Here is a 13,068-nt window from a genome sequence, read left to right as displayed (position 1 = left end):
TGGATAGAACGCAACAAGGAGGCGGAGGATGGATACCAATATGCTCTTGAAGAGCATCCCGAAAATTGACGATCTGCTGCGCCGTCCAGAACTGGCGTCCCTCTCTCCTACCGTGGCTGTGGACCTTGCCCGCCAAACGGCGAAGGAGGTGCGCGAGGGTCTTCTCTCTGGCGAGCTGCAGACTGTCCCCTCGGAGGCGGACTTCTGCCGGACCATCCTGATGCGGGCCGAAGACCGTCCCCGCCTGCGGGAGGTCCTCAACGCCACCGGCGTTCCGCTGCATACGAACCTGGGCCGTGCGTGTCTCTCGGAATCCGCCGCCCAAGCCGCCTGGGACGCGGCCCGCCGCTATTCCAATTTGGAGTACGACCTGGACACCGGTGGCCGAGGCTCCCGCCACAGCCGGGTAGAGGCGCTGCTGCGCACCCTTACCGGCGCAGAGAGTGCTCTGGTAGTGAACAACAATGCCGCTGCAGTGCTATTGGCTCTCAGTGCCATCGGCAACGGCGGCGAGGTAGTGATCTCCCGGGGAGAACTGGTGGAGATCGGCGGCTCCTTCCGGATTCCGGAGATCGTGGCCCAGTGCGGCTGCCGCCTGCGGGAGGTGGGCGCCACCAACAAAACCCATCTGAGGGACTACCGGGACGCCATCCAACCAGAGACCCGAGCTCTTTTGAAGGTCCATACCAGCAATTACCGCATTGTGGGTTTCAGCGGAAGCGTGTCTTTGTCCGATCTGGTGGAGCTGGCCCATGAGCGGGGCCTGCCAGTCATTGAGGACCTGGGGTCCGGGTGCCTGCTGCCCCTCCCCGGCGGCGAGCCCACCGTGGAGGAAAGCGTAAAATATGGCGCAGACATCGTCACCTTCAGCGGTGACAAGCTGCTGGGCGGCCCCCAGGCCGGAATTCTGGTAGGCCGCGTCCAATGGCTGGAGCCTTTGAAGCGCCACCCCCTGACCCGGGCACTGCGAGTAGACAAGCTGACCCTGGCGGCATTAGAGGCCACACTGGAGGCCTATCGGGACCCCCGGCGGGCTGCGGATGAAATTCCAGCGTTACGGATGCTGACCGTCCCTCCAGATACGCTGCGCCGCCGCGCGGAGGCCCTGGCGGAGCTGCTGGCGGGCCTTCCCGCGGAGATTGTGGAGACGGAGGAGCCAGCCGGGGGTGGGAGCCTTCCTGATACGGCATTGCCGGGCTTTGCCGTGGCGATTGCTCCTGCCGCCTGTTCCGCTGCGGAGTTGGCGCGGAGTCTGCGGGCAGCAGAGCGCCCTATTATTGTCCATGTCCAGCGGGAGCGCTGTCTGCTCCACCTGCGGACCCTATGGGATGAAGATTTTGCCTATCTTGCCAGAACCATTCGGGGGGTACTTTTATGAAACACGTGGTCATTGGTACTGCCGGACATGTGGACCACGGGAAAACGGAGTTGATCCGAGCCCTGACCGGCATCGATACGGACCGTTTGCCGGAGGAAAAGGCCCGAGGGCTCACCATTGAGCCGGGTTTTGCCCATCTGGATTTCGAGGACGGCTCTCAATCCGGCATCGTAGACGTCCCAGGACATGAAAAATTCATCCACCACATGCTCTGCGGTGCCGCTGGCATGGACTTTGTCATGCTGGTGGTAGCTGCGGACGAGGGTTGGATGCCTCAGACCGCCGAACATCTGGAAATTCTCTCTCTCCTGGGGCTGCGAGAAGGGCTGGTGGTCCTCACCAAGGCAGACCTGGTAAATGCCGACCGGTTGTTAGCGGCAGAGAGAGAGGCCCGGGAGCAGGTCCGTGGCACCTTTCTTGACGGAAAGCCGGTCACGGCAGTCTCCGCCCGGACAGGTCACGGAATCCCTGGTTTAAGGAGCCTGCTTCAAAACATGGTTCAACGTGTCCAGGAGCGGAACCCCCTTCTTTCCTTTCGGCTGCCGATTGATCGGGTCTTTACCGTGGAGGGGTTTGGCACTGTAGTGACTGGCACGCTGTTAGAAGGCCGTATCCGCTGTCGCGGCGTGGCAGAGCTCGCGCCCTCTGGCCGTGCCACCCGAGTGAGGGGACTGCAGGTTCATGGCCGGGATGTTTGGGAGGCCGAGGCTGGCCAGCGAGTGGCGGTGAATCTGGCAGGTGTCAAAAAAAGAGAGCTCCATCGGGGCGATACACTGGTTGCTCCTGGCTCCCTCCCTGCAAGCTTGACGGCGGATGTACGTCTCCAGCTTCTCCCCTCCTCCCGCCGAACGATCCGCACAGGCACTCAGGTTCATCTATACCACGGAGCCTCCGCATATCTTGCTCGAGTGGTCCTTTTGGAGTGTGGGGTGCTGCATCCTGGCGAGAGCGCCTATGCCCAGCTTCGCCTTGCGGAACCCTTCGCCGCAAGATGCGGGGATCGCTTTGTCATCCGCTTTCTCTCGCCGCTGGAGACCATTGGCGGCGGAGTGATTCTGGACCCGTTGCCATGCCGCCACAAGCGCGGAGACCCGGCGGTGCTCTCTGCCCTGACGGTTCTGGAGAAAGGCGATGGAGCGCAGCGCATTCTGCAGGTCCTGGCAGCCGGTGGGATGCCAGCCCTGGCGGAGCTTTCCAAGGCTCTTGCTCTGCCTCCGGATTCCCTGAACTCGGAGCTGCGGCCCCTGCTCAGCCGGGGAGAGGTTCTGGAACCGCTGCCACACCGCTACCTCTCCGCCGCTGCTTTGGAGCAGTTTCGTATTCGCTGCTGCGGCATTCTGGAGCGTTACCACACCGCTCAACCGCTCCACTCCGGCATTCGCCCCGCAGAACTGCGCCAAAAGGCGCTCGCCTCTCTTGATGCGGACGCGGCCAATGCCGTCTTGTCCATGTTGGTACAGTTGGGAGAACTTCAGCGCGCCGGAGAGCGCTATGCGCTGCCAGGGTTTCAGGTGCGTCTGACCCGCCGTCAGAGCACGATCCGTGAAACGCTGCTGGCCCTATGTGAAAAAAGCAGCGCAAAGGCTGTCAAGTCAGAGGACTTGCTGCGGGGATTTTCCCTGCGGGATCAAGCGGACTGCCGCCAAGTGCTGGAAAGCCTCCTCACCGGTGGAGAGTTGATCCCGCTGACCCAGGGACTTCTCTGCTCTGCCGCGGAGATGCGGCGCTGCCGCCAAACGGCGGAGGCGTGGTTTACTGCTCACGAGACTTTGACGCTGGCCCAATTTCGGGACCTGCTAGGCTCCTCTCGGGATTACGCCCTGCTGGTGCTGGAGTTCTGGGACCGCCAGGGTCTCACCCAGCGGGAAGGCAATGCCCGCCGTCTGGTATCAGATTCCTTTTTTACATGGGAGTAGCTGGGTGCTGGTGTGCCCCCTGGTCTTCAAAACCAGTGTGGGCGGCGAGCGGCCGCCCGGGTGGGTTCGATTCCCACATACCCCCGCCACATCGTCGGCGCAAAGCTCCACGTCTGTTCTCTCCATCAGACCGAACAGACTTTCCGCCCGCTTCCTTGCGCCTCTTTTTCCTTATGCAACCATCAGCCTCGCTGGCCCTCCCCTATTTCTTATACAATTCTCCGCTCTCCGCGCTGTTCTTCGTGTGGGCAGAGAAAAACGCCGCATAAGCGGCGTTTTCCTCTCTCATTCTAAAACAAGATACGATGCTTGCAGCGGTTCCACCCGGCCCACAATCACACTGTGGGGTGCAAATTCCCGCAGCGCTGCCAGAAGCGGCTCTGCCCGCTCTGCAGGCAAAGCTGCCAGAAGACCACCCGATGTTTGAGGATCGGCGCACAGGTCGGCAAGAGCCTGCTCCGTCTCCTCCAGCCCCTGTAGATCTGGTCGGACATGGTCCAGGTTCCGATATGCTCCAGCAGGGATGATTCCCATCTCCGCCAGCTCCCTGGCCCCTGGAAGCAGCGGCAGCGCTTGCGTGTACAGCCGGAGCGTCACGCTGCTGCCCGCAGCCATCTCCAGCGCGTGGCCCAGCAGTCCAAAGCCGGTGACGTCTGTGCAGGCGTGCGCGCCTGCATTTACAATCTCTTCACCAGTGCGGTTATTGAGCGTGGTCATGCTGGCGATCAAAGCGGCATAGTTCTCCTCCGACACCAGCCCAGCCTTCGCTCCTGTGGTCAAAACTCCAGTGCCCAGCGCCTTTGTCAAAACCAGCACGTCACCGGGCTTTGCTCCTATGTTTTTCAAAATTTTGTCCGGATGGACGAAGCCGGTCACACAAAGGCCATATTTGGGCTCCTGGTCCTCAATGGTGTGTCCTCCGGCCACTACGCAGCCAGCTTCCATCGCCTTATCGTGCCCACCCTCCAGAATTTTTCGGATGCTCTCCGGAGGAAGGCAGTTGGGGACGCAGAGCAGGTTCATGGCAAGCCGCGGTTTTCCCCCCATGGCATAGATATCGCTGAGTGCGTTGGCTGCCGTAATCTGCCCAAAGGTATAGGGATCATCTACGATAGGCGTGAAGAAGTCCACAGTCTCGATCACCGCCAGCTCGTCGCTAATTTGGTAGACACAGGCATCATCGCTACTGTCATACCCCACTAGCAGGTTTTCATCCCGCAGGTTGGGCAGTCCCGCCAGGATGTTCGTCAGGGCACCCGGCCCCAGCTTAGCCGCTCAGCCAGCAGCCCTGGTCATCTGCGTCAAGGGCAGGTCCTTGGCCATCCTGATCACCTCACTCTCCTGGATTTCAAATCAATTATACCCGTTTTTCCCCGAACATGCAAGGAGGCGGAACCCTATGGATATGAAACAGTTGGAAGCCTTCGCCTGTGTGGCCGAACAGCGCAGCTTTTCTAAAGCCGCAAGGCTGCTGCACCTGACCCAGCCCACTGTCAGCGCACGGGTGGCCTCTTTGGAGCAGGAGCTGCAAATTCAGCTTCTTCAGCGCCCCTCCGCTATCCCGTCAGAGGCCGGGGAGCTTCTGTACCATTACGCTGGGCAGATGCTCGCCCTGCGGACCCAGGCACTGGATGCCTTACAGGGGTTCTCCCGTGAGATGCGGGGAACGGTCTCTGTGGCAGCTTCTACCGTCCCCGGGCAATATTTCCTCCCCAGGCTCCTCCATGCCTTTCGGGAACTGTATCCGGACATTTCCTTTGACATCCACCTAGTGGACAGCGCAGAGGCTGTCGCGCAGGTAGTCTCCCGATCTGCGGAGATCGGATTCACCGGTACCTTGCCGGAAAGCAGCAAATGTCTTTGTCGGGAATTCGCTGACGACCGCCTCGTGGTAATTACCCCCAACCAGCCCCGCTTCCGTGCGTACCAGGCCTGTGGTTTTCCAGTGGAGCAGCTACTGGAGGAACCCTATATCAGCCGGGAACCAGGCAGCGGTACCCGAGTGGAAACAGAGCAGTTCCTGCAGCAGCTGGGTGTCAATCCCGCCCGGCTGAAGATCGCGGTAGAGGTTCGCTCTACAGAGAGCCTGAAGAAAATGGTCAGCGAGGGTGTGGGACTGGCGGTGCTCTCTCATAGTGCCTGTGAGGACTACTGCCAGTTTGGAAAACTCCTGGCCTTTGACATGCAGGGCTCCGTGCTGCGGCGAAAGCTGTATCTGATCCGGCGCAGAAATGGTGTTCTCTCCCCCATCGCTCAGGTCTTTTATGATTATGCCAAGGGGTTTTATCAGAAACCGGAGGCGCCATAAAAGACAAAATACTCGCGTATGCTGTATGGAAAACGATACGTAAGGTATTTCGCGGTCCCCGGGGAAGCTCTGGGGGATGTCCGTCTCTCACATGGTCATTCTGGAAAGTTTTATCTTTACCAAAAGGGGCTTGACAAATACCCCCGTGGGGTATATATTGTTTTTCAGAAAATACCCCCACAGGGTATTAATCTCCCTACAGTAAGGAGGACCTATGCGCGAGGAAACCTATGATATCTCCGGCATGCACTGTGCCGCCTGCAGCGCGTCGGTGGAGCGGGTTACACGCAAGCTCCCCGGCGTGGAGCGAAGCGATGTGAATCTGACCACGGAGAAGATGACCATTCGTTATGACGAGACGAAGGTGACGCCGGAGCAGATTGTCGCCAAAGTGGAAAAGGCCGGCTTTGGCTGCACCCCTCATGCGGAAAAGAAGGAGGCCGCAGAACAAGCCTTACAGGATGCGGAGGCCGCGGAGCTGCGGCACAAACAGTGGGAGCTGATCACAGCAGGCGTCTTCTCCCTGGTTCTGCTATATGTGTCCATGGGACAGATGCTTCCCTTCGGACTGCCGGCGCTGCCGCTGCCGGATCTCTTCTCCATGCACACCCATCCGGTGAACTTTGCCATCTTGCAGCTGCTGCTGACCATCCCGGTGCTGTACTGCGGCCGCCATTTCTTCACCAGCGGCTTCAAGGCGCTGGTTCACGGAAATCCCAACATGGATTCTCTGGTAGCCATCGGTTCCGCCTGCTCCTTTGCCTACAGTGTGGTGATGACTTTTTTGATCTCTGATGATCCCCACGCCTATGTGCATAACCTGTACTATGAATCTGCGGCGGTGGTGCTGACCTTGGTTTCCCTCGGCAAGTTCCTGGAGAGCCGGAACATGCAGAAGACCAAGGGCGCCATCACGGCACTGATGCGCCTGTCCCCAGACACTGCGATTCTTGCGGACTCTGGAAACGAGGTTCCCACCAAATCTCTGAAAAACGGTGATGTGGTGCTGGTAAAGCCCGGTGCCCGCGTCCCTGCCGACGGGATGGTAACTCAGGGTGAGAGCAGTGTCAATGAGGCGATGCTCACCGGCGAGAGTCTGCCAGTGGAGAAAACTGCAGGCAGCGAGGTTATCGGCGGCAGCGTCAATCTCAACGGTGCGCTGTATGTACAGGTTACACGCACCGGCGAGGACACCACCCTGGCCCGGATTATCCGCTTTGTGGAAGACGCCCAAGGCAAAAAGGCCCCGATCTCTAAAACTGCAGACAAGGTGGCAGGCGTGTTTGTACCGGTGGTGATGGGCATCGCGGTGCTGGCGGCTGTTGCGTGGGCTATTGCAGGTCAGCCCTTTGCCTTTGTGCTGCGAGTGTTTACTTCTGTGCTGGTGATCGCCTGCCCCTGCGCTCTTGGGCTGGCTACCCCCACCGCCATCATGGTGGGTACAGGCTTGGGTGCCAGACATGGCATTCTCATTCGTTCTGGCGAGATTCTGGAGATCACTCACAGTGTAGACACTGTGGTGCTGGATAAGACTGGGACCGTCACCAGGGGAGAGCCTGCCGTCACCTCTGTAGTCCCCTATCAGTGCGGTGGGGATACGCTGTTGACTATCGCAGCAGCAGTGGAGTCTGTCTCCGCCCATCCCTTGGCTGCTGCGATTACGGCCTACGCCTCCAGCCAAGGACTGGGAGCACTCCCCAAGCTAGAGAGCTTTGAGAATCTCTCCGGCAAGGGACTGCGGGCCGTTTTGAACGGAGAGACCGTATTGGGCGGCAACCGGCGGCTGTTAGAGGAGGCCGGCGTGGATGTCACCCCCCTGCTTAAGGAAGCGGAGCGCCTTTCCAATCAGGGTCAAACCCCCATGTTCTTCGCCAAGGGTGGTGTCTTACTGGGCCTCATTTCCGTGGCGGACTCTCTGAAGGAGACCAGTGCCGCGGCTATTGCCCGCATGAAGGAGCTGGGTATCCGGACGGTGCTCCTCACCGGCGACAACCACGCAGCGGCGGACCACATCGGCCGTCTGGTGGGTGTGGACCAGGTGGTGGCGGAGGTGTTGCCGGAGGAGAAGGCCGGCGTCATCCAGCGGCTCCAGGCTGAGGGCCGAAAAGTGATGATGGTGGGTGACGGCATCAACGACGCCCCCGCCCTCACCCAGGCGGAGGTAGGCTGCGCCATCGGCAGTGGCAGCGACATTGCCATTGAGTCCGCCGACATTGTGCTGATGCGGGATGACCTGCAGGATGTCCCCCGGGCACTGCGCCTCTCGGCGCTGACGCTGCGGGACATCAAGCAGAACCTATTCTGGGCCTTCTGCTACAACACCATCGGCATTCCCATTGCGGCGGGATTGCTGTATCTCTTCGGCGGACCGCTTCTCTCCCCCATGTTCGCGGGAGCCGCCATGAGCCTGAGCTCGGTATGCGTCGTGGGCAACGCCCTGCGGCTCGGGCGTGCGAGGCTGTAAGTTCGATGGAAGAAGGAGATGGTCCCATGGAAGATCAGAAAAGGCCCATCCCGGCCTCCCAGGAGCCGGAGAGCGGCGAGTGCCGCCACAAGCACCGAGATGCTGCGGAATACGACTCCCTGCTGAGGCGTCTTAACCGCATTGAGGGACAGGTGCGGGGCGTCCGGGGCATGGTGGAAAAAGAGGCCTACTGCACGGATATTCTCACGCAGGTCTCTGCTATCCAGTCGGCCCTGAACGCCTTTTCCCGGGAGCTTTTGTCCAACCACATTCACACCTGTGTGGTGGCGGATATTCAAAGCGGCCATCTAGAGGTGGTGGACGATCTGCTCGCTACCATCCGGAGGCTGATGAAATAAACAGCATGAGAGGTGTTTGATATGCGAACCAAAGAGGAATCCTATAAGCTTGTCCAGGAAAACCGCGCTCTGACCCCGTGACCCGCTGTCCCTGCCCCAGCACGCTTTGTGATTGGCATGGAACATGCAGAGAGTGCGTAGCGCTGCACCGTTACCATGGAGATCATGTGCCGTTTTGTTTGCAGCCTATTCTCAAGGATCAGATCGAAGCGCTGGTTTCCACGGTAGAGATGACAGCTGTGCCGAAGGCGGCCACGCCCATCGAATATCGCAGGTATGTGAGGGAGTGCGACCAGGAAGCCAAATGAATCTAAGATTTTCCGGCGCCATGCCTCTCTTTTTTCCATGCAGGCAGCTTTCGTATGACAAGGGTGTACCCTTGCATGTGATCAATCAAAATACAGGAGGAATCATTTTATGACAAAAATTGCGGTCCCTGATATGATGTGTGAGAACTGCGTCAAGCGGATCACCAACGCGCTGACCGAGGCAGATCTCAAATTCTCGGTCAGTCTGGAAGAGAAAACCGTCACCATTGACGGGTGTGAAAACTGCGTGAAAACCGCAGTAAGCGAGCTGGAGGACCTGGGATTTACCCCGGAGATTCCGTAAAAATGTATATTTGCTGCCGGAACGGCAGGTACAGGCGGGGGCTCTGGGCTCCCGCCTGTTTTTCTACCATTCTCCCCTACACAATGTTGTTACCGGCACCCAGGTAGATGTATGGTCCGTGCGGACCTCCTGCTTCCGAATTCAAACGCAAAGAAGGCAGAAACTCTGTGGAGTCATCCCCCATACATCTACATCTGGACTTGTCTTTTTTTCCAAATCTGGTATACTAAAAAAGATGCGGCTGCTTTCGTGCGGCCTTTCAGACAACATTCCCTGTCTGAAAGCAGCTAATGCAGCCTTGAAATGCAGGATGAAACTAGGATATCCAAGTGATGAAAGAAACAGGAGAACAGCATGGAAACAAAAGCGGTACTTTTTGATTTGGATGGAACGCTGCTGCCGATGGATCAGGAGCGTTTTACCAAGACCTATTTTCAATTGCTGGCGGCCAAACTGGCGCCTCTTGGCTATGATCCCGCAAAGCTGGTGGACAGCATCTGGGCCGGAACTGCCGCCATGGTGAAAAACGATGGTTCCTGTACCAATGAGGAGGCTTTCTGGCGTGTTTTTTCTCAGATTTACGGAGAGGCCTCGCTGAAGGACAAGCCGTATATTGACACCTTTTACGCCGAGGAGTTCAATCAGGCTAAGGCAGCCTGCGGCTTTGCCCCTGCCGCCGCGGAGACTGTTGATCTGCTGAGGACAGCAGGAAAAACCGTGGTCCTCGCCACAAATCCAATTTTCCCTGCGGTGGCCACCCAGAACCGTATCCGCTGGGCAGGACTTCAGCCGGAGTCTTTCCGCCTGTATACCACCTATGAAAACTCCCATTATTGCAAGCCGAACCTGAAATACTATGAGGAAATCCTGCAGAACATCGGCTTCCAGCCAGAGGAGTGTCTCATGATCGGCAATGATGTGACTGAGGACATGGTGACGGCAAAGCTGGGGATGCGGGTCTTTCTGCTGACAGACTGCCTGATCAATCAGAGTGGGGCAGACCTCTCCCCCTATCCACAGGGTGGCTTTCAGGAGCTACAAGCATATTTGAGAGAGCTGATCGCTTAAATGGAAACACCCCGCTGAAATCTGATGATTTCAGCGGGGGTGTTTTACTCAGGGCAGTTCATCCAGAGAGGCAAAGGTATATCCCATCTCCTCCCACCGGGTCAACAGTTCATCCAAAATGTCCGCGTTGGTCTGAGAGGTGGAGTGCAGCAGTACGATTGCGCCGTTATGAATCCTGGGCAGGAGCTTTTCATAGGCGGCCTCCGCTGAGGGCTGATTGTCCGTGTACCAATCCACGTATGCAAGGCTCCACAAAATGGTCTTGTAACCAAGGGCCTGGGCCTGCTTAAGATTTTCCACACTGTACTTTCCCTGGGGCGGTCGGTAGTATTTTGGCATGGACTCCCCCACTGTCTCTTGGTACAGCGCCTCCAGGCTCTCCAGCTCTTCCTGAAAAGCCGCCTGGTCACTGATGGCGGACATATCTGGATGATGGTAGGTGTGGTTGGCCACAATGTGGCCTTCCGCCGCCATTCTCTTGACAATGTCCGGGGCCGATTCCACCATGTGCCCCACTACAAAAAACGCCGCCGGGGCGTTGTGTTTTTTCAGCGCATCCAGAATTTTCTCCGTACAGCCGTTTTCATAGCCGCAGTCAAAGGTCAGATAGATCACCTTTTGCGTGGTGTCCCCCACATAGCTGGCATCATACTGTGCCAGCTCCTCCGCGGTGGCGTTGCCCACCGGCGGCTCGCCCTCCACCGGGAAGGAGAGTCCCCAGTTATCTGAAGACGCCGGTACCGCCGCCTGTCCCGACGACGCGATCACCTCTCCCTGCAGCCAGAGCGCCCCCGCCAAAAACAGGCAGGGCACCAGCAACATACAACCTGCGAGAATCCGTTTTCCAGCAGCCATTGCACATTCCCTCCTTTTTGCACTAGGATGCCCAGCTTTCCCCCATCCTATACCGCGTTGAAAAAAATGCCGAAATGTGCTATGGTTATATTTTAGGCAGCTTGAATGCAGTACAAATCGCTGAAAGGAGGCTTTTCATGCGTATCGCGCTCTGCGTTGACAACCGAAACGGCTTTTCCTTCAACCACCGCCGTCTCAGCCGGGACCGTGCCCAGCAGGAGAATCTGATGGCCCTGTGTGCCGGGGAGCCGCTGTGGCTGGCCTCCTGTTCCCTCCCCCTGTTCCGTTGGGCTGGAGACCAAGTCCGGGTTTTTGGGGCGCTTCCAGCGGCCTCTCACGGTCTCTTCTTTTTCGAGGACCGTCTGCCGCCTCCGGAGTGGGCGTCGGAGATCGTCCTCTACCGCTGGAACCGGGACTATCCAGCGGACATTCATTTCACCTGGGATTTATCCGTATTCACCTTGGCGGAGATTACAGAGTTTCCAGGAAACTCCCATCCAGTCATCACCCGAAACATCTATGTGCGAAAAGAGAGAAGACCATGACAAAACGAAGAAATCAGAAAAAAATCAAATCCAGCCAGGCCATGGCGCTCTTGCTGCTGGCCCTGGTGGGCAGTGCATTATACCGCTATGCCGTCCCGGCATCCACGGCATCCATCCAGGACATTCCCGCTTACAACGGCTCTCCTTATGTGACAATCTCTGACAATGTACCAACCTTTACAGAACAGGACTGGACAACAGATTCCTATGAAATCTATGGCGCTCTGGATGCTCTGGGCCGCTGCACCAGAGCGGAGGCCTGCATCGGTCCGGATTTGATGCCCTCTGAAGATCGGGAATCTATTCAGGATGTGACCCCCACCGGATGGGTGCAGGAATCCTACGACTTTATCAGCGGTCAATACTTATACAACCGCTCTCACCTGATCGGCTATCAGCTGACCGGGGAAAATGCCAATGCGTGCAACCTGATCACTGGTACCCGCTATTTGAATGTGGAGGGAATGCTCCCCTTTGAGAATATGGTGGCAGACTATATCCAGGAGACTGGCAACCATGTTCTCTACCGGGTGACACCCATGTTTGAGGGTTCCGACCTGCTGGCCCAAGGCGTTCAAATGGAGGCTTGGTCCGTGGAGGATCAGGGAGACGGCATCTCCTTTCATGTGTTCTGCTACAACGTACAGCCCGGTGTGGAGATTGACTATGCCACTGGGGAGAACTGGATTGGAGAGGACACATGATGGAAAGTCTATGGAAGCACTTTGACCGCATCGTTGTGTTTGATACCGAGACTACTGGGATTATCTTTGAGCGGGACCGTATCATTGAGATCGGCGCGGTCGCGTTGGAAGCCGGCACAGAAACCCGCAGCTTTAACTGTCTGGTCCGCCTGCCTGGGAATGAGCTTCTGCCGCCATTTATTACGGAGCTCACCGGCATCACCGACCGCCAGCTCCAGGAGGAGGGCGTGGAACAGGCCAAGGCTGTAGAGTCCTTTTGCTGCCTGCTGGAAGGGGCGGGCCGTTCTTTGCTGGTGGCCTATAACGCACAGTTTGATCTGAATTTTTTGTACTATTTTCTCAAGCCCTATGGCCGGGTGGATATTCTGCGCACTCCCCACTTCTTGGATGCGTTGACCGTCTACCGGGACCGGCGGGATTATCCCCATAAGCTCTGCAACGCCATTGAAGCCTATGGCCTGGGTGAGAGCGCGGTGAACAGCCACCGGGCGGTAGACGACGCCCGGGCTACTGTTCAGCTTCTGGAGGCTATGTCCAGGGAGCGGGATGACTTGGACCGCTATCTGAACCTTTTCGGTACTCATCCCAAATACGGCCTCTCGGGTCGGAAAATTGCCTCTGTCACCTATCGTCCTCAGCCCTATCAGCGGACGGTCCCTCTCTATGAGCTTCCATAACGAATCCCGTGCTGCCGATGATCCAGTGATTTTCGCCCCGGATGCTCGGCTGCCGCGCTCTAAAATACGCCTGTGGACGCAGGCTTCTCTTTTAGAAAAATTTTGCTTTCTTCCTTCGCTGCCCGAACCGTAAAAGGTTCGGGCAGTCGCCTATTTGTCGTGGTGCTCCTATGTCATATAAA

Annotated in this window: 12 protein-coding genes, 1 tRNA gene and 1 pseudogene; 12 read left to right on the top strand and 2 right to left on the bottom strand. The window is 57.9% G+C overall.

Annotation, left to right across the window (positions count from 1 at the left end; genetic code table 11):
- Positions 1-28: 28 nt before the first annotated feature.
- The 3 genes from selA to KJS55_RS14765 all read left to right on the top strand — a co-directional run bounded on the left by selA (position 29) and on the right by KJS55_RS14765 (position 3,383).
- Positions 29-1,378 (top strand): L-seryl-tRNA(Sec) selenium transferase, encoded by a 1,350-nt coding sequence (gene selA / locus KJS55_RS14775; protein WP_213543728.1) that lies wholly within the window; start codon positions 29-31, stop codon positions 1,376-1,378.
- On the top strand, positions 1,375-3,294 hold the full coding sequence (selB, locus tag KJS55_RS14770; RefSeq protein WP_213543727.1) for a selenocysteine-specific translation elongation factor: 1,920 nt from the start codon (positions 1,375-1,377) through the stop codon (positions 3,292-3,294). The genes selA and selB overlap by 4 nt, the downstream gene beginning before the upstream one ends.
- A tRNA-Sec gene (locus KJS55_RS14765) sits at positions 3,287-3,383 on the top strand. The genes selB and KJS55_RS14765 overlap by 8 nt, the downstream gene beginning before the upstream one ends.
- A 196-nt stretch (positions 3,384-3,579) precedes the next feature.
- On the opposite strand, the gene selD is transcribed toward KJS55_RS14765, so the two are convergent.
- Positions 3,580-4,617 carry a selenide, water dikinase SelD gene (selD, locus tag KJS55_RS14760; RefSeq protein WP_213543930.1) on the bottom strand — a complete coding sequence of 346 codons (1,038 nt, stop codon included), beginning with the start codon at positions 4,615-4,617 and terminating at the stop codon, positions 3,580-3,582.
- Between the two features lie 76 nt (positions 4,618-4,693).
- Here selD and KJS55_RS14755 point away from each other — a divergent pair, with 76 nt between their 5' ends.
- The 6 genes from KJS55_RS14755 to KJS55_RS14730 all read left to right on the top strand — a co-directional run bounded on the left by KJS55_RS14755 (position 4,694) and on the right by KJS55_RS14730 (position 10,105).
- Positions 4,694-5,602 carry a selenium metabolism-associated LysR family transcriptional regulator gene (locus tag KJS55_RS14755; protein ID WP_213543726.1) on the top strand — a complete coding sequence of 303 codons (909 nt, stop codon included), beginning with the start codon at positions 4,694-4,696 and terminating at the stop codon, positions 5,600-5,602.
- A gap of 214 nt (positions 5,603-5,816) precedes the next feature.
- Complete coding sequence (locus KJS55_RS14750; RefSeq protein ID WP_213543725.1) at positions 5,817-8,066, top strand: heavy metal translocating P-type ATPase; 2,250 nt, start codon at positions 5,817-5,819, stop codon at positions 8,064-8,066.
- Between the two features lie 26 nt (positions 8,067-8,092).
- Entirely contained in the window at positions 8,093-8,425 is a 333-nt protein-coding gene (locus tag KJS55_RS14745; RefSeq protein ID WP_213543724.1) for a metal-sensing transcriptional repressor, read from the top strand.
- Between the two features lie 167 nt (positions 8,426-8,592).
- Positions 8,593-8,733, top strand: coding sequence for a hypothetical protein (locus tag KJS55_RS14740; RefSeq protein ID WP_187028781.1), 141 nt, complete (start codon positions 8,593-8,595; stop codon positions 8,731-8,733).
- A 109-nt stretch (positions 8,734-8,842) separates the two neighbouring features.
- On the top strand, positions 8,843-9,037 hold the full coding sequence (locus tag KJS55_RS14735) for a heavy-metal-associated domain-containing protein (protein ID WP_213543723.1): 195 nt from the start codon (positions 8,843-8,845) through the stop codon (positions 9,035-9,037).
- 354 nt (positions 9,038-9,391) lie between these two features.
- Positions 9,392-10,105 (top strand): HAD family hydrolase, encoded by a 714-nt coding sequence (locus KJS55_RS14730; protein WP_187028786.1) that lies wholly within the window; start codon positions 9,392-9,394, stop codon positions 10,103-10,105.
- Positions 10,106-10,153: 48 nt separating this feature from the next.
- Here the strand turns inward: KJS55_RS14730 and KJS55_RS14725 are convergent, their stop codons facing one another.
- Positions 10,154-10,960, bottom strand: a complete 807-nt coding sequence (locus KJS55_RS14725; protein ID WP_213543722.1) for a polysaccharide deacetylase family protein — start codon at positions 10,958-10,960, stop codon at positions 10,154-10,156.
- A 137-nt stretch (positions 10,961-11,097) separates the two neighbouring features.
- On the opposite strand from KJS55_RS14725, the gene KJS55_RS14720 reads away from it, so the two are divergent.
- From KJS55_RS14720 to KJS55_RS14710, 3 genes and pseudogenes are all read left to right on the top strand, one after another.
- Positions 11,098-11,505: a ribonuclease Z gene (locus KJS55_RS14720; RefSeq protein WP_213543721.1), complete on the top strand. Its 408-nt coding sequence runs from the start codon at positions 11,098-11,100 to the stop codon at positions 11,503-11,505.
- 41 nt (positions 11,506-11,546) lie between these two features.
- Positions 11,547-12,188 (top strand): annotated as a pseudogene (locus KJS55_RS14715) (DNA/RNA non-specific endonuclease); the annotation flags it as partial.
- A gap of 17 nt (positions 12,189-12,205) precedes the next feature.
- Positions 12,206-12,886: a 3'-5' exonuclease gene (locus KJS55_RS14710; protein WP_228300574.1), complete on the top strand. Its 681-nt coding sequence runs from the start codon at positions 12,206-12,208 to the stop codon at positions 12,884-12,886.
- Positions 12,887-13,068 lie beyond the last annotated feature (182 nt).

This window comes from Pusillibacter faecalis (genome assembly GCF_018408705.1).
GTDB classification, from domain to species: domain Bacteria; phylum Bacillota; class Clostridia; order Oscillospirales; family Oscillospiraceae; genus Oscillibacter; species Oscillibacter faecalis.
Note: the sequence above shows the minus strand (reverse complement) of the source record. Positions and strands in the feature narration are given on the sequence as shown.